This window comes from Micromonospora sp. URMC 106, assembly GCF_051386395.1.
Taxonomy (GTDB): domain Bacteria; phylum Actinomycetota; class Actinomycetes; order Mycobacteriales; family Micromonosporaceae; genus Micromonospora.
Genome location: NZ_JBPQTP010000001.1, coordinates 74984 through 96614, shown reverse-complemented (window position 1 = coordinate 96614; position 21631 = coordinate 74984). Strand labels below are relative to the sequence as shown.

The 21631-nt window shown below is 72.7% G+C and carries 19 protein-coding genes; 9 read left to right on the top strand and 10 right to left on the bottom strand.

The genetic code is table 11. The features are described from left to right. Window positions 1-108 precede the first annotated feature (108 nt). Window positions 109-2385 (bottom strand): DUF6461 domain-containing protein, encoded by a 2277-nt coding sequence (locus tag ACSNOB_RS00325; RefSeq protein WP_436684425.1) that lies wholly within the window; start codon window positions 2383-2385, stop codon window positions 109-111. Between the two features lie 271 nt (window positions 2386-2656). On the opposite strand from ACSNOB_RS00325, the gene ACSNOB_RS00320 reads away from it, so the two are divergent. Next, complete coding sequence (locus tag ACSNOB_RS00320) at window positions 2657-4348, top strand: glycoside hydrolase domain-containing protein (protein ID WP_436684424.1); 1692 nt, start codon at window positions 2657-2659, stop codon at window positions 4346-4348. A gap of 121 nt (window positions 4349-4469) precedes the next feature. Here ACSNOB_RS00320 and ACSNOB_RS00315 read toward each other — a convergent pair whose 3' ends face one another. The 8 genes from ACSNOB_RS00315 to ACSNOB_RS00280 form a co-directional block, all read right to left on the bottom strand. Continuing rightward, complete coding sequence (locus ACSNOB_RS00315; protein WP_436684422.1) at window positions 4470-5444, bottom strand: acetylxylan esterase; 975 nt, start codon at window positions 5442-5444, stop codon at window positions 4470-4472. Window positions 5445-5537: 93 nt separating this feature from the next. After that, a complete protein-coding gene (locus ACSNOB_RS00310; RefSeq protein WP_436684421.1) occupies window positions 5538-6227 on the bottom strand; it encodes an N-acetylmannosamine-6-phosphate 2-epimerase in 690 nt (229 codons plus the stop codon). After that, complete coding sequence (locus tag ACSNOB_RS00305; RefSeq protein WP_436684419.1) at window positions 6224-7174, bottom strand: ROK family protein; 951 nt, start codon at window positions 7172-7174, stop codon at window positions 6224-6226. Before ACSNOB_RS00305 ends, ACSNOB_RS00310 begins: the two co-directional genes overlap by 4 nt. Window positions 7175-7176: 2 nt before the next feature. Continuing rightward, window positions 7177-8115 (bottom strand): dihydrodipicolinate synthase family protein, encoded by a 939-nt coding sequence (locus tag ACSNOB_RS00300; protein ID WP_436684417.1) that lies wholly within the window; start codon window positions 8113-8115, stop codon window positions 7177-7179. Next, entirely contained in the window at window positions 8112-9188 is a 1077-nt protein-coding gene (locus ACSNOB_RS00295) for an oligopeptide/dipeptide ABC transporter ATP-binding protein (RefSeq protein WP_436684415.1), read from the bottom strand. The genes ACSNOB_RS00300 and ACSNOB_RS00295 overlap by 4 nt, the downstream gene beginning before the upstream one ends. Further along, window positions 9185-11143: a dipeptide/oligopeptide/nickel ABC transporter permease/ATP-binding protein gene (locus ACSNOB_RS00290; protein WP_436684414.1), complete on the bottom strand. Its 1959-nt coding sequence runs from the start codon at window positions 11141-11143 to the stop codon at window positions 9185-9187. Before ACSNOB_RS00290 ends, ACSNOB_RS00295 begins: the two co-directional genes overlap by 4 nt. Further along, window positions 11143-12099 (bottom strand): ABC transporter permease, encoded by a 957-nt coding sequence (locus ACSNOB_RS00285; RefSeq protein WP_436684413.1) that lies wholly within the window; start codon window positions 12097-12099, stop codon window positions 11143-11145. The genes ACSNOB_RS00290 and ACSNOB_RS00285 overlap by 1 nt, the downstream gene beginning before the upstream one ends. Before the next feature lie 98 nt (window positions 12100-12197). Continuing rightward, window positions 12198-13823, bottom strand: coding sequence for an ABC transporter substrate-binding protein (locus ACSNOB_RS00280; RefSeq protein ID WP_436684412.1), 1626 nt, complete (start codon window positions 13821-13823; stop codon window positions 12198-12200). 204 nt (window positions 13824-14027) lie between these two features. Here ACSNOB_RS00280 and ACSNOB_RS00275 point away from each other — a divergent pair, with 204 nt between their 5' ends. The 4 genes from ACSNOB_RS00275 to ACSNOB_RS00260 all read left to right on the top strand — a co-directional run bounded on the left by ACSNOB_RS00275 (window position 14028) and on the right by ACSNOB_RS00260 (window position 17126). After that, a complete protein-coding gene (locus ACSNOB_RS00275) occupies window positions 14028-14693 on the top strand; it encodes a FadR/GntR family transcriptional regulator (protein ID WP_436684410.1) in 666 nt (221 codons plus the stop codon). Next, on the top strand, window positions 14690-14845 hold the full coding sequence (locus ACSNOB_RS00270; protein WP_436684409.1) for a hypothetical protein: 156 nt from the start codon (window positions 14690-14692) through the stop codon (window positions 14843-14845). The genes ACSNOB_RS00275 and ACSNOB_RS00270 overlap by 4 nt, the downstream gene beginning before the upstream one ends. Window positions 14846-14920: 75 nt before the next feature. Continuing rightward, entirely contained in the window at window positions 14921-16105 is a 1185-nt protein-coding gene (locus tag ACSNOB_RS00265; protein WP_436684407.1) for an NAD(P)/FAD-dependent oxidoreductase, read from the top strand. 199 nt (window positions 16106-16304) lie between these two features. After that, the gene (locus ACSNOB_RS00260; RefSeq protein WP_436684405.1) at window positions 16305-17126 is read left to right on the top strand and encodes a hypothetical protein; all 822 of its coding nucleotides are present in this window, start codon (window positions 16305-16307) and stop codon (window positions 17124-17126) included. Between the two features lie 10 nt (window positions 17127-17136). On the opposite strand, the gene ACSNOB_RS00255 is transcribed toward ACSNOB_RS00260, so the two are convergent. After that, window positions 17137-17556, bottom strand: a complete 420-nt coding sequence (locus tag ACSNOB_RS00255; RefSeq protein WP_436684404.1) for a hypothetical protein — start codon at window positions 17554-17556, stop codon at window positions 17137-17139. A gap of 571 nt (window positions 17557-18127) precedes the next feature. Between ACSNOB_RS00255 and ACSNOB_RS00250 the strand changes: the two genes are divergently transcribed. The 4 genes from ACSNOB_RS00250 (at window position 18128) to ACSNOB_RS00235 (ending at window position 21531) form a co-directional block, all read left to right on the top strand. Beyond that, window positions 18128-18499 (top strand): MmcQ/YjbR family DNA-binding protein, encoded by a 372-nt coding sequence (locus tag ACSNOB_RS00250; protein ID WP_436684402.1) that lies wholly within the window; start codon window positions 18128-18130, stop codon window positions 18497-18499. Window positions 18500-18948: 449 nt separating this feature from the next. After that, the gene (locus tag ACSNOB_RS00245; RefSeq protein ID WP_436684400.1) at window positions 18949-19632 is read left to right on the top strand and encodes an HAD family hydrolase; all 684 of its coding nucleotides are present in this window, start codon (window positions 18949-18951) and stop codon (window positions 19630-19632) included. After that, complete coding sequence (locus tag ACSNOB_RS00240) at window positions 19629-20510, top strand: metallophosphoesterase (protein WP_436684398.1); 882 nt, start codon at window positions 19629-19631, stop codon at window positions 20508-20510. Before ACSNOB_RS00245 ends, ACSNOB_RS00240 begins: the two co-directional genes overlap by 4 nt. Next, on the top strand, window positions 20458-21531 hold the full coding sequence (locus ACSNOB_RS00235; RefSeq protein ID WP_436684396.1) for a threonine ammonia-lyase: 1074 nt from the start codon (window positions 20458-20460) through the stop codon (window positions 21529-21531). Before ACSNOB_RS00240 ends, ACSNOB_RS00235 begins: the two co-directional genes overlap by 53 nt. Window positions 21532-21631 lie beyond the last annotated feature (100 nt).

Genomic DNA, 21631 nt, shown 5'->3' with positions numbered 1-21631 from the left:
CCTGGTGGCGGCGCGACGGTGGTCCCGACCTGGAGGTCCACCAGCGGCCCGTCGTGGCGGCTGAGGGCCAGCGACAGGTGTCGGACGTGTCCGACCGGCGCCGAGCCGTCACCGCCCGGCGGGCCTGACGATCCTGGCCTGCGCGTCGGCGACCAGGTTGGCCGCGTGCGGGCCGGCGGCGTGGCGGGCCGCGTCGACGGTGTCCGTGACCGCGGCGACCGGGTCCGGGTTGGTCGCGCGGTGCAGGGCGAGCCAGACCCACCGGTGTTCGCCGTCGTCGAGCTGCGACCGGCGGGCGCGCAGGTGCGCGGGCGGGGTCAGGGCGCGGGCGGCGACGCTGGCGGCGATGTCCGGGTCGTCGCCGAGTCCCGCGTAGCGGGCCGCCGCCGCGGCGGCCCACCAGGCCAGGTCCCGCAGTTCCGGTTCGGGCAGTCCCGTCAGCAGCTCTGGTTCGGGCAGCCCGGTCGGCAGCTCTGGTTCGGGCAGCCCGGTCGGCGCCTTGACGGCGGGACCGAGCGGTCTGCCGAGCCGCGGCCGGCGCGGGTGCAGCGCGGGCAGGTCCGGCACGATCCGGAAGCCGATGTCGGCGGCCTCGATCCGGGCCAGGTCCTCGGCGGTCAGGCCGTGGCCGGTGAATCGCTGCACCGCGACCAGGCCCATCATCGGCTTGCCGCGGTGGTGGTCGGCGAAGTCGAGGCCGGCGAGTGCCGCGGCGACCGATGGTGGCGCGTCGAGGTCGCCGAACGGCTCCACCGACAGCAGCACCTCGCCGCGTTCGGCGAACGACAGCCGGGTCACCGCGTTGACGTTCCAGAACATGCTGGCGGCCCGCCCCCCGGCGGACGCGCGGGTCAGCACCGACGCGGTGGAGCCCTGCCAGCCGTTGTACTCGACGGCGAGCACGGCGCCGCCGACGTCCAGCACCGCGACCCACGGGTCGATCGACTGCCGCCGCATCAGGTCCTCGCTGATCGCCCGCATCGACTCCGGTCGGGCCGGCTCCGCGCCGAAGGCGCGCAGCACGTCCGCGGCGCTCGCCCCGGTCACCACCGTGACCGTCGCGGCCTCGCCGAGGGCGCTGCGGCGCAGCCACCGGTACGCGGTCTCGGGCCGTTCGGGCCGCGCCGGCTCCGGCTCGCCGCGCAGCCGATGGCCGAGCCGGTCCGTACGGGCGTACACGATCTCGGGCCCGGCGGGCGCCTGCCACACCACCAGCTCGTAGTGCTCGGTGTCGCCCTCGTCGGCGTCGTCCCGACCGCGGGCGTGCACCCGTAGCCGGTAGTCGCCGGGCCAGGGCGGGGTGACCCGGCGCAGGTGCGGCTCGACCGCGTGGGACCCGACCACCGAGGCGGCGCCGACTGCCGCCCGCCAGCTGACCTCGACGATCTCCTCCCACCCGGTCGCGACGTCCGGCGGTGGTCCGTCCAGGATGCTCAACGTGATCCGGACGTGCCCGGTCCGCACGCCGGTGCGGATCACCGCGCCGCCCGGGACGACCGCGACCAGCCCGTTGCCGCCGAAGTCGACCTCCGGGACGGCGGCGCCCTCCGACAGCGCGAACCGGTGCCCTGCCACCGGCGCCGATCCGCTGCAGTGGCGGGGCAGCAGGTACTCGGCGCGGGCCCGGTCGAGCAGCGCGGCGGCGTAGCCGGCGGGCATCGGGGATTCGCGCAGCAGGAGGACCGCGGTGCCGATCGCGACGCCGAGCACGGCCGGTGGTTCCGTGGCCCAGGCCCGGATGCCGACCCGGCGCAGGACGGCGGCGGCCGTGGCCACGGCCAGCGCGAGCTGGGCCGCGCCGTGCGCCGCGGCGATGTCCCGCTCGTCGGTGATGCCAGGCGCCACCGTCAGCAGGGGGGCCACCCGCGAGTGAGAGGCCAGCCGGCGGGCCAACGCGGCGACCAGCGGCACCGCGCCGGGCCGGATTTGCTCCAGCACGGCCACTCCGGTGACCGCCTCGCTCTGCCCGCTCACGCTCGCGACGCCGAAGCTGCCGGTGACCGGCTCACCCAGGAAACCGGTCAGGTCCGGGGCGTCTGCCAGGTCCAACTCCGCCACGGTCAGTTCCAGCGCGCCGAGCAGGCGTTCGGTCAGCAGCGGCGGCAGCGAGCCGAGCGCGTCTCGCACCGACGGGTCGCCCGACCGGGCCGGAGCACCGGGGCGGAACCGGGCCACCGCCGGGTGCGCGACCGACGACCCGCGGATCGGCCAGGTGTCACCGTCCTCGACCGCCCGCAGCCGGCCGAGTTCGGCCGCCGGTCGCGTTGGGATGCGGGCGACGATGAGCGGCAGCGCCGCGGCGACCGGGCCCGACAACTCCGCCAGTACCGCATCAGGAACCTCGATCACCCGCGCCCCGCCGCCCTCCCGTACCGGAGGGCACATTCTAGTCCTCGACGATCATGTCCGGCGCCGCCTGCTACGGGGCCACGGGTCGACGCGGTCCCGTCCTTGTCGGTCCAGAGTCGACAGCGGCCGGGCGGTGGTCGCCGACGCCGCGGCGTTGCCCACGGCGCCCCGCCCCCGCCGGACCGGCGCTCCCGCCCGCCGCCCCCGCACCACATTGACAAACATCTCTAGCGCGAACGGCACCCGCATGGTAGGAATCTGCCAAATCTCTTCTCGGTTACGAAATTTTTCCACAGAGAGGGACCCGATGACGACAAGACGGATCATGGCCACCCTCGTGGCTGCCGCCGTCGGCCTGGCCGTGGCGGCCACACCGACCTGGGCGGCCCCCACGGACGAGCGAACCGTCAGCTACCGCGGCTATCACCTGTCGGTCCCCGCCGACTGGCAGGTCGTCGACCTGGCGACCGACCCGCACGCGTGCGTCCGCTTCGACCGGCCCGCGGTCTACCTCGGCCACCCGGGGAACGAGCCCTGGTGCCCCTCCGGACTCGTGGGACGAACGGCGGGACTGATCGTCGAGCCGATCGACTCCGTCACCGCCGAACGACTCACGGCCGACACGGCGGTCACGGCGAGCGGGAGGGCGACCGTGGGCAGCCCGGCCTCCCGCGACGGATCGATCCAGGTCGCGGTCCGGGACGCGGGCGTACTCGTCACCGCCCTGCACACGCCGGACACCGAGCCGACGGTCCGCCGGATCCTGGCCTCCGCACGCCTCGGCCCGGGCGCACGGCCGGTGCCGGTGGACGACGTCCGCGCCGAGGCGAGGTCCGCCACGGTGACCCCGTCGGCGGCGCCCGGCCCGCAGCCGGGCACCTACACCGGCAAGGGCTTCGACACGTGCACCGCTCCGGCGCAGTCGACGATGGACGCCTGGCGGAACAGCTCACCGTACCGCGCGGTCGGCATCTACATCAGCGGCTCCAGCCGGTCCTGCGCGCAGGCCAACCTGACCGCGAGCTGGGTGACCAACCAGACCAGCAACGGCTGGCACCTCATCCCCATCGAACTCGACCGGCAGGCGCCGTGCGGCACCCGCACGCCGAAGATGTCGTACGACCCGGCCACCGCGCGGTCCGAGGGAGCGGCCCGCGCCAGCAGCGCGGTGAGCGCGGCCCGGACGCTGGGCATCCCCGGCGGAAGCGTGATCTACAACGACATCGAGCACTACCCGTCGAGTGAGTCGTGCAAGGCCGCCGTGCTGTCGTACCTCTCCGGCTGGACCGAGCGCCTCCACGCGCTCGGCTACCTCTCGGGCATGTACTCCAGCGGCTCCTCCGGCGTCCGGGACCTGTGCAGCGCCTACCACGACAGCCGCTACGCCCGCGTCGACCACCTCTTCTTCGCCTGGTGGAACGGCGTGGCCGACACCGACGCCGGCGACTACTGCGCGGACGCCTACTACGCCAACCGGCAGCGCATCCACCAGTACACCGGCGACAGCCACGAGACCTGGGGCGGCGTACGGATCTACATCGACCGCGACTACCTCGACGTGTCGACCGGCACCACCCCGCCACCGGACGGCTTCAGCACCACCGTCGACAACACCACCACAGGTCGCTTCACGGCGAGCGCGAACTGGGGAACGTCGACCTACTCGGCCCAGCGGCACGGTACCGACTACCGGTTCGCCACCCCGACCCCCGCCAGCGACACCGCCTGGTACCGGGCGGACGTACCGGAGACCGGCTCCTACGAGATCTCGGTCTGGTACCCGGCCGACCCCGGCTACAACGACGCGACCCCGTACATCGTGGCCACGACGGGCGGTAACCAGACGGTACGGGTGAACCAACGCCTCAACGGCGGCCGATGGGTGTCGCTCGGCGTGTTCACCCTGGGCGCGGGCGACGGCAACAAGGTGGGCGTGAGCCGGTGGACCAGCGGCGTCGGCTATGTCGTCGCCGACGCGGTCCGCATCACCCGCGTCTGACCGGTGCCATGTCACCGCGGCGGGGTGCCTCCGCCGCGGTGACGCGTCGCTCCCCCGTTCGACGAGGGCTGGGCCGCCGAGGTCGAGTCGAGCCGCCACGTCGCCCGGTCGGGCCCGCCGGTCAGGGCGTCTTCGCGCCGAGCGTCTTGTGCAGCCAGGCGAGTTGCTCGAGCTGGTGGCCGCCCCCGCCGCCCTCGTGGTCGTTGAACTCGTACACGCGCAGCTCCTTGTCGCCGCCATAGCGGTGGTAGCCGGCGAAGCAGGTCGAGGGTGGGCAGGTCTGGTCCATCATCGCGATGGAGAACAGCGCGGGCGCGGTCGCGCGGGGCGCGAGCACGGCGGCGTCGAAGTACGACAGCGTGTGGAACACCTGGCCGGTCCGGTCGCGGTGCAGCTTGAGGTATTCGACGATCTCGCCGTACGGGCCGCGGCCGGCGACCTGCGCGCCGCGCCGGAAGTCGCACAGGAACGGCACGTCCGGCATGACCGCCGCGACGCTCGGCAACAGCGCGGCCACCGCCAGCGCGAGGCCCCCTCCCTGGCTGATGCCGGTGACCACGACGCGGTCGCCGTCGACGGCCGGATGCTCCTGCGCAGCCTGGGCGAACCGCACGGCGTCGGTGATCAGCCTGCGGTAGTAGAAGCTGTCGGGGTCGGTGATGCCGCGGGTGAGGAACCCGGGAACGGTGCCCGCGGGGTACGGGTGCGGGTCCGCGGTGACGCCGGAGGAGGCGCTCCAGCCCTGACCCCGGGTGTCCATGATCAGGTGGGCGAAACCCGCCGCGGCCCAGAACAGCTTCTCGTGGGGCAGGCCACGGCCGCGACCGTAGCCCAGGTACTCCACGACGCAGGGCAGCGGCGCCGTGGCATGCGTCGGCAGATGCAGCCAGCCGTGCACGGGTTCGCGGGCGTAGCCGGCGATGGTGACCGAGAAGGTGCGGATCTGGGTGAGACCGGTGTCGACGGGCTCGTACGCCGCCCGGCCGGGTTCGTCGGCGGTCAGCGTTCGCGCCCAGAAGTCGTCCAGGTCTGACGGAACAGCCAGTTCGGGTCGGTACGCCCGGCACTCGGCCAGGGTGAGATCGGTCAGCGCCACGGCACAACCTCCTGCACGGCGGACGTCGGATGTCGATTGCGGCAGGACGCCGTTGGGCATCCTGCCGGAGGCGGTACGGGTCGCACCTGCTGGTCACGCCTCCGCGGTGGCGTCGGCCACGGCCGACGCGAACCAGCCCGTGATGGTGGCCGGGTGGGTGATGGCGGTGCCGACGACCACGGCCCACGCTCCGGCGCGTAGGGCCTGGGCCGCCTGGGCCGGGGTGTGTATCCGCCCCTCGGCGAGCACCGGCACGTCGACGGCCGCCGCCAGCCGGGCGACCAGTTCGAGGTCCGGGCCCTCTCCCCTGGTGGTGTAGGCCGTGTACCCGGCCAGCGTGGTGCCGACCAGGTCCGCGCCCGCGTGCGCGGCGGCGACGCCCTCGTCCAGGGTGGAACAGTCGGCCATGACGAGGGCGCCGGTCCGCTCGTGGACGGCGGCGATCGTCTCGGCGAGGGTCAGGCCGTCGGGCCGCGGCCGGCACGTGCCGTCGAGCGCGACGACGTGGGCGCCCGCCCGGGCGACGGCCACCGCATGCCCGAGCGTGGGGGTGATGAAGACGTCGTCGTCGCCGTCCTTCCACAACCCGATCAGCGGGAGGTCGACCGCGGTCCGGATCGCGGCGATGTCGTCGAGTCCCTGGGCGCGGATGCCGGCGGCTCCGCCCCGGGCGGCGGCGAGGGCGACGCGGCGCATCGTGTCCGGATCGCGCATCGGCTCACCCGGATACGCCTGACAGGAGACCACCAGCCGGTGGCGGAGTTGCTCGACCAGCGAGGTCATGACACGGTCTCCCAGGCCAGCGAGGCGGCGCCGAGAAGCGGGGCGTCCGCACCGAGGGCCGAGGCCAGGACGGGCACGGCGTCCAGGCCGGGCAACGCCTCCCGCTTCACCGCGTCCCGGAGCGCCTGCCACCAGGGCTCGCCGAGGCCCGTCACGCCACCGCCGATCACGACGGCGTCCGGGTCGAGCACGTTGACCAGCCCACCCACGGCGGAACCCACGGCCGTCCCGCCGAGCAGGACGACCGCTCCGGCCGCCGCGTCGCCGCCCTGCGCGAGCGCGGCGACGGCCCGCAGGTCGTCGACCGGCCGGCCGGTCCGCCGCGCGTACTCGGCGGCGAGTCCGGGTCCGGCCGCGATCGCCTCCAGGTGCCCGCGTCCACCGCAGGTGCAGGGCAGCGACCCGGCGTATCGGGAGGGCTGGTGACCGGCGTGCCCGGCCGCGGAGTGCGCGCCGGCGAGCACCTTGCCGCCCACGACGAACGAGGCGCCGACGCCGGTGCCGACGGCGACGAAGAGCACCGTCTCGCAGCCGGCCGCGACGCCGTGGCGCGCCTCGCCGAGGGCGTGCGCGTGCACGTCGTTGACGACCGTGACGGGCAGGCCCAGTAGCCGGTGCAGCCTCCCCCGCAGGTCCGTGCCGGCCCAGCCGGTCAGCACGTCGGTGGCCGAGAGCACCCGGCCCGTCGTACGGTCGACCACCCCGGCGCTGCCGACCCCGAGCGCACGCACGAGCGTCCCCGCCGACCTCGCCCGCAACCGGTCGACGAGGTCGGCGGCGGTGTCGAGGACGGCGGACGCACCGGCCCTGCCGGGGGTCGCGGCGGTGACCCGGTCGACGACCTCGCCCTGCCTCGCCACGACGGCGGCTGTCGTCTTGGTGCCGCCGATGTCGAGCGCGGCCACCGCCTCGGCGGCAGCGGCTCGGGGCTTGCTTGCCTCGGCCATGGTCAGAGGAGCCCCGCCAGTTCCAGCTGGGTACGCACCCGGGCCGTCTCGTCGGCGTCGAGCGGTCGCAGCGGAAGGGACACGGCGTTGCTGTCGATGACGCCGAGCAGGGCGAGGGCGGTCTTGAACGCGCCGACGCCCCTGGTCGCTCCGGCAGCCGTGGCGGGGTCGGCGGCGTCGACGATCCGGAACAACCGGGTCAGGCGGTCCTGCTCGCGACGGGCGGCGTCCCAGTCGCCACCGACGCAGGCCCGGTGCAGCCGCACGTAGCCGGCCGGGTCCACGTTGCCCAGCCCCGGGACGGAGCCGGAGGCGCCGGCCAGCATCATCGCGTCGACGACCACCTCGTGTCCGGTCAGCAGGCCGAAGCCGGCGCCCGGTGCGTGCTCCGCGATCGCCAGCACCAGCTGGCGGAAGGCGACGTCGTCTCCGCTGGAGTCCTTGACGCCGGCGAGCACCCCGTCCACCGCGAGACGGGTGAGCAGGTCGGTGGTGAGCTTGGTGTGCACGCAGACCGGGATGTCGTAGGCGAGCACGGGCAGCTCGGCCGACGCGGCGACCGACCGGAAGTGCCGCTCGACCTCGTGCGGGCCGACGATGGCGTAGAAGGGGGCGGTCACCACCAGCGCGTCGGCGCCCAGCCGCGCCGACGCCCCGGCCCGGTCACGCACCCGCCGGGTGGTCGGCTCGATGCAGCCCGCGATGACGGGTACGGCGCCCCCCACGGTCTTGACGATGGTTTCGAGAGCCTGGTCCCGCTGCCGGTCGGTGAGGAAGACGGTCTCGCCCGAGCTGCCCAGCGCGAAGATGCCGTCGACCCCGGCGGCGAGCAGCCGCTCGACGAGCCGTTCGAGGGAGTTGACGTCGACCTCGCCCTCCTCGGTCAGGGGGGTGACGGTCGGCGGCACGACTCCGGCGAACCGTGGGGCTGGGATGGTCACGCTGTCTCCTCGACGTGTAGGGGGGTGGTGCGGCCCGTCACCGCGCTGGCGAGCTCGACCAGCTCCGCGTTGCTGGTCCCGGCGGGAACGGGGTGATGACACCGGAACTCGTGGGTGTCTGCGCCGTCGGTGTTCGCCCGCTGTGCCGGCGGCATCTCGGTGGCGCAGTGGTCGGTGGCGTTCCAGCAGCGGGTCCGGAACGGACATCCGCTGGGCGGTCGGGTGGCGGACGGGACGGGGCCGACGAGCGGGATGGGATCGATGGGCGAGAGCAGACCCGGCGTGGCGGAGAAGAGCGCGCGGGTGTACGGGTGCCGTGCCTCCTCGGGGAGCAGGGCGGCCGGCGCCTGCTCCACGATCCGGCCGAGGTACATCGTGATCACGCGGTCGCTGATCCGTTTGACGGTCTGGATGTCGTGGGAGACGAAGACCATCGCCAGCCCGAGCCGGTCCTTGAGGTCCAGGAGCAGATTGAGGATCTGGGCCCGGACCGAGACGTCGAGGGCGCTGGTGGGCTCGTCGGCGATGACCAGTCCCGGTTCCAGGGCCAGGGCACGCGCGATGGAGACCCGCTGGCGCTGGCCGCCGGAGAGCTGGCTCGGCAGCACCTCGGCCACCGAGCGCGGCAGGCCCACCAGGGCCATCAGCTCCGCGACCCGCGCCTCGCGCTGCGCCCTGGTGCCGCGGCGGTGCACGTCGAGCGGGTCGCGCAGGATGTCGCGGACCGGCATGCGGCGGTTCAGCGAGGTGGCCGGGTCCTGGAAGACCATGCCGACGCCCGCGCCGATGTGTCGGCGGCGCTCCGCCGCGCTCATCGACCACACGTCCTTGCCGGCGAAGCTGACCACGCCGCTCGTCGGCCGCTGGAGCCCGACGAGCACCTTGGCCAGGGTGGACTTGCCGCAACCGGATTCGCCGACGATGCCGACGGTCTCGCCGCAGCGGACGGCCAGGTCCGCGCCGGTGAGGGCGTGCACCCGCGCCCGGTTGAACAGTCCGCTGCCGCGGGTGCGGTGGAGTACGTGCACGTCGTGCAGCTCGACGATCGGCTCGCGCAGGGATGTCGCGCTCATCGGATCAGTTCCTTGTCGCTGACGGTGACGGCCGGGTGGTGGCAGGCGTACCCGTGCTCGGCGGTGCCGGTCAGCCGGGGCACGGTGTCCCGGCAGACCTCGGTCGCCATCGGGCACCGGTCGGCGAACCGGCAGCCGGACGGGAAGTCGGCCGGCGCCGGCACCACGCCACGGATCTGGGTGAGCCGCTCCGCGCCGGCCTCCAGGGAGAGGACGGACCCGAGCAGCCCCCGGGCGTAGTGGTGCGCCGGGGCCTCGATCACGTCGGCGGTCACCCCGGTCTCCACGATCTGCCCGCCGTACATCACGACGACCCGGTCGGAGACGTCGCTGACCAGCGCGAGGTCGTGGCTGACCAGGATCAGGGCGAAGCCCAGCTGCTCCCGCAACCGCAGCAGCAGCTCCATCACCTGCGCCTGCACCGTGACGTCGAGCGCGGTGGTCGGCTCGTCGGCGATGATCAGGCTCGGGTCCCGGGACAGGGCCATGGCGATCACCACGCGCTGCCGCTGCCCGCCGGAGAGCTCGTGCGGGTACGCCGCCAGGGTGCGCCGGGGGTCCAGGCCCACCAGCCGCATCAGTTCCTCGGCCGACCGGGTGCCACCGCGGCGGATCATCTGCGCGAGCTGGGCGCCGACGCGCAGCGCGGGGTTCAACGCGGAGAGGGCGTCCTGGTAGACCATCGTGATCTCCCGCCCCATCAGGGCGCGCCGGCGCTTCGTGCTCATCGCCAGCAGGTTCTCGCCCTGGAAGTGGATCTCCCCGCGTACCCGCGCCCCCTGGGGCAGGAGGCCCATGACGGCCAGGGCGGTCAGGGACTTGCCCGAGCCGGACTCCCCGACGAGACCGACCACCTCGCCGGGACGGACGTCGAACGTCATGCCGTCGACGATGTCGACGCCCTGGTGACGCCCCTCGAAGCCGATCGACAGATTCTTGATCTCGAGGACGGGCCGACCCTGCGGTAGGGGTCGTGCGCGCTCACGCAGCCGCTGCGCCGCGAGGTCGAGACCGGGCAGCGGCACGACCTCGCCGGAGCCCGGCAGCGCCGGCTCGGCCGGGTCGGCGACCGACGCGGTGGTGGCCCGCCGGGCGGCCGGGGCGGCCCAGGCGTCGGACATCCCTTCGGAGAGCACGTTCAGGGCGAGCACGGTGAGCAGGATGAGCAGACCGGGGAAGAAGGTGGCCCACCAGCCACCGATCTGCACCATCTCCTTGCCGAAGGCGATCACCGAGCCCCACGAGGACTCGGCCTCCTGGGGCGCCAGCCCACCGCCGATGAAGGAGAGGGACGCCTCGAAGACGATCGCGTCGGCGACCATGACGGTGACGAAGACCAGGATGGGAGCGGCGCAGTTGCGCAGCACGTGTCGCCAGAGGATGTGGGGCCGACGCGCCCCGATGATCCGCTCGGCCGCCACGTAGTCCTCGCGGTACTGCGAGAGCACGTTGGCGCGGACGATGCGCGCGATGGACGGGGTGAACACGAAGCCGATCGCCAGTACGAGGACCAGCAGGCTGTTCTTCCCGAACGAGATGATCAGCAGGGCGGAGAGCACGATGGCGGGGAAGGCCATGACCACGTCGAGGCAGCGCATGACCACCTCGTCGACCGCGGTCCGGCTGGTGCCAGCCAGCGCGCCGAGGAGCCCGCCGACGAGCAGGGCGATGCCGGCCGCCCCGAACCCGACGACCAGGGAGCGTCGGGTGCCGGCGACCAGCCGCGAGAAGACGTCGCGGCCGAGCTTGTCCAGGCCGAACCAGAAGTCGCCGCTCGGTCCGGTGAGCGCGGGGCCCAGTCCGGCCTGCGCCGGATCGTGCCGGAGCAGGAGCGGGGCGAAGACGCCCACCACGACGACGAGCAGGACGAAGCCGAGCGCGACCCGGGCGGTGGGGCGGAGCCGGGTGAAGGCGACGCCGGGGCGGGAGAGCTGAGCGGTGAGCGTCCGGCGCATCAGTGGCCTCCGCGCAGTCGGGGGTTGGCGAAGAGGTAGAGGATGTCGACGATCAGGTTCACCACGACGAACCCGAGGGCGATCGTCAGGACGGTTCCCTGCGCGAGGGCGGTGTCGTTCTGCTGCACCGCGCTCATGATCTGGGTGCCCATGCCGGGCAGCGAGAAGATGGCCTCGATGACGACGGTGCCGCCGATGAGGTAGCCGATCCGCAGGCCCAGCGCGGTGAGCGGGTTGACCAGCGCGTTGCGCAGCACGTTGCGGCCGATCACCACGCGCGGCGGCAGGCCGGCGCCGATCGCGGTGCGGACGTAGTCCTTGTCGAGCTCCTCGACCATGGACGTCCGCACGATCCGGGCGAGCGAACATCCCACTGGTACGGCGAGCGCGAGCGCGGGCATGACGAGGGACTGGAACCAGAGGCCGGGCGAGTCGGCCGGGTTGACGTATCCGCCGGTGGGGAAGATCGGGCGGCGGACCGCGAGTTCCTGGATGAACAGGAGGGCCAGCCAGAAGGACGGCATGGCGATCCCGGCCATGGAGACGAACCGGATGGCCTGGTCGGGCCAGCGGTCCCGGTACAGCGCGGCCGGGATGCCGAGGGCCAGGGCGATGACCAGCGCGCCGAGCACGCCCAGCGCCGTCAGCTGGATCGTCAGGGGCAGCGCGGTGGCGATCTTGTCGGCGACCGGCACCGAGGGCGGGAAGGTCATGCCCAGGTCGCCCCGGACCAGGTCGCCCAGGAAGTGCAGGTAGCGCAGCGGCAGTGGGTCGTCGAGGCCGTTGGCGGCCTTGAACGCCGCGACCTGCGCGGGGGTCGCTTGGTCCCCGAGGACGGACAGTGCGGGGTCGATCGGGGAGAACTGCATGATCACGAAGACGAACAGCGTGATGCCCAACCCCAGGGGAATCAGGGTCAGGAGTCGTCGCGCGACCAGGCTCAGGACGGTCAGCATGGTGTCTCTTTCTCGTCAGCGGGCACCGGGGTCCCGCCCCGCCCGGGACAGCCAGGGTCGGGGCGGGACGGCAGGGTTCCGGGCCCCCCATCCGGGGCTCAGCCGCTGCGGCTGGTGTCCAGGAAGTACAGGCCGGTGGTCGCGGCGCCGGAGAAGCCGGTGACCTTGGCGGGGTCGTAGGCCGTGACGACCTTCGTGTGCAGGATCGGGTAGAGCGGGACCTCGTCGGCCACCATGTCGAGGGCCTGCTTCCACAGGGCCTTGCGGGCCGTCTCGTCGGAGGTCTGCGCCGCCTTGTCGAGCAGGGCGGCCATGGCCTTGCGGTCCGCGTCGTTCCAGCGGTAACGCTTCCCCGGCCAGGTCTCGCCGTAGTAGAACCAGCGCATCAGCAGATCGGTGTCGACGCCGAAGACGCTCGGGTCGCCGGTGGCCATCAGCACCCGGAAGGTGTCCTTCGGCACGACGTCGCCGTAGATGGCCGCGGACGGCACCGTGTTCAGGCTGGCGTTGACGCCGATCTTCTTCCACTGCTCGACGACCAGCGGGGCGACGTCCTTCACGACGGAGTTGTCCGTGGTGTCGAGCTGGATCGACAGGTTCGTGACCCCGGCCGCCGCGAGCAGGGCCTTGGCCTTGTCGGGGTTGTGGTCGTAGACCGTCGCTGCCTTCTGGTAGTCCTTGTTGCCCTCGTCGAGATAGCTCGTCGCCGGGCTGCCGTACCCGCTGAGCGCCGTCTTGATGACCGCGTCCTTGTCGATCGCGTAGTGCAGGGCCTGGCGTACCCGCTTGTCGTCGAACGGCGCCGCCTTCGTGTTGAACATGAGGAAGACCTGGTTGAAGGCCTGCTTCACGTCGACGGTGTACTTGCCCTTGAGCGAATCGACGTTGAGGTACGGCACCGACTCGATCGCCTGGACCCGGCCGCCCTGCAGATCCGACACCCGGGCCGCGGCCTCCGTGGTGGTGTTCCACGTCATCGTGTCCGCCTTGGCCGGGCGGGGGCCGTTGTAATTCGGGTTCCGGCTCAGCTTGATACCCGACTCCTTCGACGCGCTGTCCATCTTGAAGGGACCGGAGCCGATCGGCGCCGTGTCGAAGGCCTTCGCGGCGGCCGCGTCGGCGGTCTTCGCCCTGGGGAGGATCTTGATGACGGCGATACGCTCGGCGAACAGGGCGAACGGGTACTTCAGCGTGAACTCGGCGGTCGTCGCGTCCTTGGCGGCGACCGAGTCGATGAACGGGACGAACCCCTGCATCAGCGGCGGAGCCGCGGGGTCTGCCGGCTTCAGCACCCGGTTGAAGGACCAGGCGACGTCCTCGGCCGTGACCGGGGTGCCGTCGGAGAACTTGGCGCCGTCACGCAGGGACACGGTGTACGTGCGTCCGTCGGCGCTGGCGACCGGGAACGCCTTGGCCAGCGCGAGATACGGCTCGCGGGTGATCGGGTCGAGGTCGACGAGACCTTCGAAGATGTGCTGGTTGACCGCGGTCGCCACCGCTGACGAGGCGTTCGCGGGATCGAACCCGCTGGAGAGGGTGAAGGCCATCGTCGCCTCGATCGACTTTGCGCCCTTGCCGTTCGAGACGGCGTTGGTCGAGGCGGGGCCGCCGCTGCACGCTGCCAGCCCCAGCGCCAGGGTCGCCGCGGTAGCCACCGTGGCCAGCGAGCGAACCTGGCGCGGTGCGCCGAACCGTCTCCTCAACGGCGGGTGGGTGGTGCTCACGTAAATGCCTCCATAGGCTCTTCATGCGCTCCGCGTGACCGCTCAGCGCTGCGGGGGTTTGCGGTAGGGGTATGACGTCTGACGTCTGATGCCGATAGGCTGAGCGTGACAGATCCGTGAAGGAAGGGCAAGGGGCAGATGACGACGATTGACGCGAGTCCGCTACGCGGGCAGGAGCGCCCGGGTCCCCGCCGCCAGGAGGTCGTGACGGGGATCAAGGAGTACATCCTGCGCAATCGCCTCAAGCCGGGTGATCTCCTGCCCACCGAGACGGAGCTGTGCGAGGCCGTCGGCGCCAGCCGGTCCAGCGTCCGCGAGGCGGTCAAGATCCTCTCGGCCCTCGACATCGTCGAGGTGCGACACGGGCACGGCACGTTCGTCGGCCGCATGTCCCTCAACGCACTGGTGGAGAGCCTGGCCTTCCGCGGCCTGCTCAGCGGCGAGGAGGACCACCACGTGCTGGGGCAGGTCGTGGACATCCGGCAGACGCTCGAACAGGGCCTGGCGGCCGAGATCATCGACGTCCTCGACGACGGCCACCGCGCAGACCTCTCCGCACTCGCCGAACAGATGGCCGAGCTGGCGGCCCAGGACAAGGACTTCCTCGAGATCGACCGGGCATTTCACCTGAAGTTGATGGAGCCCCTGGGCAACGACCTGCTTCTCCAGCTGACCGAGGCGTTCTGGCAGGTCCAGGCCATTGTGGCCCCCACGCTGCGCACGGAGCCCGAACACCGGGTGATCACCGCCCAGCGGCACCAAGCCATCGTGGACGCCATCCTCGGCGGGGATCCGGCGGTCCTGAAGGCTGCCGTGGCCGATCACTATGCGCCCATTCGCGCGAGCATCGCACGTGCCGTGCAGGAATGAGGACGGAAACCACCCGCTACCTGCCACACCCGATCCGCGCCGCGCCGATCGCACCGGCCGGACGCCACGGCTCGCTGATCGACGTCGGGGACGTACCGGCCCGGCCCGCGCTCGCCGACAACTCGGCGTGCCGGGCCGGCGCCCCGCAGTGACCCGTCTCACCCCTTGTCACAACGATCCCTCGTGCGGTGTCTCGTACCCGAACCCCCTGAGACGCAGGAGACACCATGACTGGGAAAACCGATGTGGTCGTGATCGGCGGCGGATACGCGGGCGTCCTGGCGGCCAATCGCCTGACCGGGCGTGACGATGTGGCGGTGACCCTGATCAACCCGCGCGGGATCTTCGTCGAGCGGATCCGTCTGCACCAGCTGGTGGGTGGTTCCGACGACGCGGTCGTCGACTACCGGGAGGTCCTGGCCGAGGGCGTCCGGCTGGTGGTCGACACCGCGACACGGATCGACGCGGCCGAGCGCAGCGTGGCGTTGGCGACCGGCGGCACGGTCGGCTACGACTACCTGATCTACGCGGTGGGCAGTGGGAGCGCCGACCCGGGTGTGCCCGGCGCGGCCGAGTTCGCCTACCCGATCGCCAGCCTGGAGGAGGCGCAACGGCTGCGGCCGGTTCTCGACGCCACCCCCGGCACGGCCCCGGTGACGGTGGTCGGAGCAGGTCCGACCGGCATCGAGACCGCCGCCGAGTTGGCGGAGGCGGGCCGCACCGTGACCCTGGTCTGCGGCGCGGTGCTCGGCCCGTACCTGCACCCTCGGGGTCGTCGCGCGGTGGCCAGGCGGTTGGCCAAGCTCGGTGTGACCGTGCTCGAAGGCCGCGACGCGACGGCGACGGCTGTCACTCGCGACGGCGTACAGCTCAGCGACGGTCGCGGGTTGCCGAGCGCAGTGACCATCTGGACGGCCGGATTTGGCGTGCCGGACCTGGCCGCGCGCAGCGGGCTGCGCACCGACGCCCTGGGCCGCCTGCTCACCGACGAGACGTTGACGAGCGTGGACGACGTGCGCATCGTCGCGGCCGGGGACGCGGCGGCGCCGTCGGATCTGCCGTTCCGGATGAGCTGCCAGGCCGCCACGAGGATCGGCGCACATGCCGCCGACACGGTGCTCAGGCGGCTCGCGGGTGAGCAACCCGCGCCCATCAACCTGGGTTTCTTCGGCCAGTGCGTCAGCCTGGGCCGTCGCGGCGGCATCTTCCAGTTCGCCGCCAGAGACGACACCGCGAGCAGGTTCCACCTCGCCGGCCGCCCGGGCGCGACGCTCAAGGAACTCGTCTGCAAGCACACGATCAAGCATCTGGCGGACGAGGCACGCGTGCCCGGCTCGCTCACCTGGGTCAGGGACGACAAGCGCCAGGAGTTGCTGCGGGACAGGCACGGCGAGGCGCTCGGCCGCCGCTGAACGGCAGCCGAGACAGGGCACTCGTGGAAGATCCGTCCGACTACGACGAACCGGACCGCATGTCGTGCAACGGCGCCCCTGCCGCCTGGCACCGTTGCACGACATGCGTTCATCACCGGTCCTTGGGCGACGCACCGTCGTCGGCCTGGCGGGCACAGCCGCGCCGGGAAGTGTCCCTCTCTGATTTAGGAGCCCACGAGTGCGCGTCAGCATGGCGACCAGCGCCGGCAGGGCCGGCCGGCCGAACGAGGACTTCGCCGGCGCTGTTCCCGGCGCCGCCGTGCTGCTGGACGGCGCCGGCATCCCGGGTACCGAGTCGATCTGCTGCCACGGTGTCGCCTGGTACACGCACCGTCTCGGCGGCGCGCTGCTCGGTCGGCTGGCGCGCGACGACGGGCGAGACCTCGCGGACATCCTCGCCACCGCGATCGGCGAGATAGCCGCCGACCACCGCGGCACCTGCGACATCACGCACCCCAGCAGCCCGCAGGCGACCGTGCTGATCGTCCGCGCGCACCGGGGCCGCCTGGACCATCTCCTGCTCGCGGACTCCTTCCTCGTCCTCGACCAGGTCCGCGGCGGCCCGCGGGTCATCACCGACGAGCGCGAGGTCACCGCCAGGCGCACCTGCTCAGCGCCTCTGGATGGCGTTCCCCGGGGAACGGCGGAGTACGACCGCATCCGGGAGTCCTGCGTCGAGGCGCTGCGCGCTCGCCGGAACCGGCCAGGTGGCTACTGGATCGCGAAGGACGATCCACGCGCGGCGGAGGAAGCGGTGACCGGCAGCCTGCCCCTTCCCGACCTGGGCAGCGTCGCCCTGCTCAGCAACGGCGCCAGCCGCATCGTCAGCCCGTACGGCCTGACCGACTGGCCCGGCGTGTTGGAACTGCTCGACACAGGCGGGCCGGCCGACATCATCCGCCGCGTCCGGCAGGCCGAGGCCCTGATCTCCACAGACCCCGATGCTCCGGTTCCCGACGACGCCACGGTCGCCCACTGCACTGGTGTCTCGTTGCCGTGAACCTGCGACGTCAGCCGGTGGCCTCCGGCGAAGGCGGCGTGTCGAACGGCCATGGCTGGGGGCCGAAGAGGCCGGTACACGCCGAGAGCAACCCCTGCTGCGCCTCGGCCAAGCGCTCGTTGGCCGGCCCCCGGTCGACGTCGGGGTCGTTCTCCACAAAGAGCCTTTCGACCTCGAGACCGGCGGCGAGCAATTGCCGGCCGGCCTCTCGGACGCCCGGGTCGGTGGCGTTGACGGCTCGCGAGGCGGCCCGCGTGCCCGTGCCGAACCGGACATCGTGCTCCGCTGTCGCGCGGGCCACCAGGATGCACGCGGAGGCGGCGTGGCGGTCGGCCGGCGCGCTCGGGCTGGCCGGGGCGGAGGCGGGGGCCTCGGTCGAGGCGCAACCGGCCACGAGCAGCAGCGAGACAGCGGCGAGTCTGCGGATCACCGCGAGAGAATAGCGATCATCCGTCCGTGGCCGGGACACGAGGTGCCCCTGCGCCGGTCATGCACGAGGTCGTCGGTGTCGGTCGGTCTCGGCGGTGGCTGCGCGGTCGACGTCCCCGGACGCGAACGGACTGCGCATGCGGGTCATCGCGGCGGCGCTCACGTCCACGGCCTGCCCTCGGTCGCGGTCGGTATCCACGTCTCCCTCCGGGCCGAAGGGGTTCAGGGCGGGCGGTGTCACATCTGCCAAAGCGCACTCCAGGGATCTACAGTGCGGCGCGCAACGGATTCGCTGGTTGCTGCGGGCCGGGAAGGAAGCGGGTGGTGGGGGCGGGCCATCGGCCGTCGCTCACCCGCCCCGACAGCCTACCGCTCCCGGGCACCACAGCGACGGCTGGCCGCGCGAGCGGATGCCGCGGACGGGTGGAGTGCGGACACGTGCGCCGACGGGGGTGGTGCCCGCCGCCGCCACCGGCGGGTCGCCGTCCGGTCTCCGCGGGCCGACGGAGATCGCCTTCGGCGCAGCGGTTAGCCTGTGCGGGTGCGGGAGGCGAAGTCCTGGAGCGACCTCGATGGCTGACGCCGACGACGTCCGCCGTCTGGCGCTGGCGCTGCCGCACGTGGTCGAGGTCGACAGCGAGGGCTTCGACTTCCGGGTCGCCGACAAGGGGTTCGTCTGGTCCTACCCCGAGCGCAGACCCGGCACGTCGCGGCTGATCCGCACCGACATCGCGGTGTTGTACGTGGGCGACGAGGCGGAGAAGCAGGCGTTGCTCCTCGGCGAGCCCGAGGTCTTCTTCACCACGCCCGCGTACGACGGGCTGCCCCTGGTCATGCTGCGGCTGGCGCAGGTGGACGTCGACCGGCTGACGGAACTCGTCACCGACGCCTGGCGCATGCGGGTCCCGGACTCGCTCGTCGGCGACCTCGACGAGGGGCACTGATCCGTCACAGGCCGGGATCAGGGCTTGACCCGAACCCGTGGGTGCGGGTCCAGCGTCTGGGCGTGCGAGTGGGAGAGTGCGTGCGCCGGGCCGGGGTGGAGGGGCCGCCGGCAGGGCGCTGCCGTCGGCAGGGCGGACGACGCGGTCGCCGGTGCGCCCGGCCCGCGCCTACGTGGCCTCGCCCGACTGCGGGCACACCCCGGGGACGCCCGATGAGTACGATCGCCTGGATCGGCCTGGGCGCAACGGGCGCCCGCCTGGCGCGTCGGCCGCAGGGGGGTCACGCTGGTGAATGCTCCCGTGCTGGACAGTCTGGACCGCACGGCGAATCCGGACTCCATCCCGTCCTCCGGCGGGAAGCCGGAGTCCACCGCTGTCCACGTGCGGCACCACCCGTGGGAGGACGGTGACGGGCCACGCCCCGCGCCGCGCGAGCTCGGGGAGCAGCCGTGACCCGTTCGCCCCGCCCCGCCGCCGTCGTCTTCGACCTCGACGGCACCCTGCTCGACACGATGATCTTGGCCCCCACCGCGTACACGAACACCATCCGCGCCCTCGGCGGCCCGAAGGTGCGGCCGGCCGACATCGTCGCCACCTGGCACATCGGTCCCACACCGACGGTGCTCGCCCACTTTCTCGGCCGGCCGGCCTCGGTCGACGACATCGAGTGCTTCTACCACCACTTCGAGGTACTCGGCGCGCACGCACGGCCCTTCCCCGGCGTGGTGGACATGGTCGACGCTCTCCGCCGTGCCGGCTTCCGCCTCGGCATCTTCACCAGTGCGACGCGGCGAGCGGCCACGCTCGTGCTCTCCGCCGCGGGGCTCGACGCCCACTTCCCGACCGTCATCTGCGGTGACGAGGTCGCGGAGCCCAAGCCCGCGCCAGAGGGCCTCCGGCTCGCCTGCCGGCGCCTGGGCGTCAGCCCGGCCGCGACCACGTACGTCGGCGACGCGGAGGTGGACCTCCGGTGTGCCGCGAGCGCGGGAACGGCGGCTGTCCACGCCCGCTGGGACGGCTCGACCACGGCGGTGGAGGACGCCCCGATGGTGGCCGACCACCCCGGCGACATCGTCGAACTGCTCGGTGGCCGGGTGCCGGCGGATTCCCGCATTGGAGTGCTCGCCGAATGACGCAGCCACCTGGAAACAGCGATCCCACCGGCACTCTCCGGATACTGCACCTGTCCGATCCGCACCTGACCGAAGGCGGGTTCGACGAGGACGGCGTGGACGCCGCCCGAGCCCTCGACATCCTCATGGAGACGCTGGACGACGTCGAGGACGTCGACCTGGTGCTCACCACCGGTGACATCGCCGATGACGGCTCGGTAGGGGGTTGTCGGCGCGCGCGAGACGTCATCGGCGCCTTCGCCCGACAGCGCGACGTGCCACACGTCTACACCACGGGCAACCACGATCGGCGGGCCTCCTTCGTCGAGGTGTTCGGTAGCGGCCACCTGGCCGCCGACGGCACGGACGTCGCCGCCGCCAGGGGCCCGGCCGACACCTGCACGGCCGTCAGCCACGTCCGGGGCCTCCGCGTCGTGACCGTGGACAGCCTGGTTCCCGGCTGTGGCCACGGCCACCTCGGGGAGGAGCAGCTCAGTTGGCTTCGGGAGGTGCTCGCGACCCCCGCGCCGCGGGGAACGATCGTCGCCCTGCACCACCCACCCGTCGCCGTCGCCCGGCATCCCCTGTCCGGCCTCCTGCTGCGCAACCCCGGTGCGTTCTCGCATGCCCTGGCGGGCAGTGACGTACGGGCTGTGCTGTGCGGGCATCTCCACCATGAGATGTCCGCCACGATCGGAACCGTCCCGGTGCACGTCGCGCCCGGAATCGTCACCCGCATCGACCTTGCCGCCCCCGTGGGATACGTGAAGGGTGTCCTGGGGCCCCGGGCGGCGGTCGTCGAGCTGGGCGCCGAGCGGGCGCCCGTCACCTACACCGTGACGGCGCGTGATCCTCGTGCCGGCGAGGAGGTCTATCTTGTCGCACTCGCGGCGTCGTGACCCGAGCATGACGCGGGAACGACGTGACGGTGGCCGCGCGACGCCGTCCGTCGCCGATGTCCACGAGGCCGCGGCCGCGCTGTCCGGGCACGTGGTGCGTACGCCCGTGCTCCACTCCCCCGAGCTGGACGCGTGGGCCGGCCTGTCGGTCCGCGCGAAGGCGGAAGCGCTGCAGCGGACGGGCAGCTTCAAGGTGCGGGGGGCGCTGAACAAGGTCCGTACGTTGGGCGCGGCGGAGCGCGGTCGTGGACTCATCACCGTCAGCGCCGGCAACGCCGCGCTGGGCGCCGCATACGCGGCGAAGGTCTACGGTGCCGCCCTGACCGTGGTCATGCCCGCGACAGCGGTCCGCGAGAAACGTGAGGCAGTGGCGGAGCTGGGCGCGCACGTCGTCACCGAGGGCATCCGTGACGCTGCCGCGGCCTTCGACCGAGCCGCTGAACTGCAAGCCGACGGCGGCCTGGTCTTCCTGCACCCGTTCGACGATCCCATGGTCATCGCCGGTGCCGCGACCGCCACCCTCGAACTCCTGCAGGACTGTCCCGATCTCACGCGCCTGTACGTTCCGTGCTCCGGCGGCGGCCTGCTCGCGGGCGCCGTGATCGCCGCACGAGCGGCCGGCGCGGACATCGAACTGGTCGCGGTCCAACCCGTCGGCGCGGCCAGCCTGACTCGCTCGCTCGAAGCGGGAACCCCTCTCCGCCGGCAACGCGTCGACACGGTCGTCGACGGATTGACGGCGCCGGCCCCGGGCGAGCTCAACCTGCGGATGATCGCAGCGGCCGACGTACGGGTGAGGACGGTGACCGACGACGCCACCCTCGCGGCCGTGGCGGCACTGGCCCGCCGTTCCCGGCTGATCGCCGAACCGGCGGGTGCGGCTGCCCTCGCCGGGGCGCGAGCGGACGTCGAGGACGGGCTCGGCGCAGGTGGCCCGGTCGGGGTGCTGGTGTCCGGCAGCAACGTGTCATGGCAGTTGCTGGCCGACCTTCTCGTCGGGCGCCCCGGCGGTGCCAACTGATCATCGCCGGCACCGGCGGCGTCCGGTCCCGGTGGTCGCGCCACCCGGCGACGTCATCACCTGGGAACAGGTGCATCAATGAGAAGGGTGTGGATGTCAG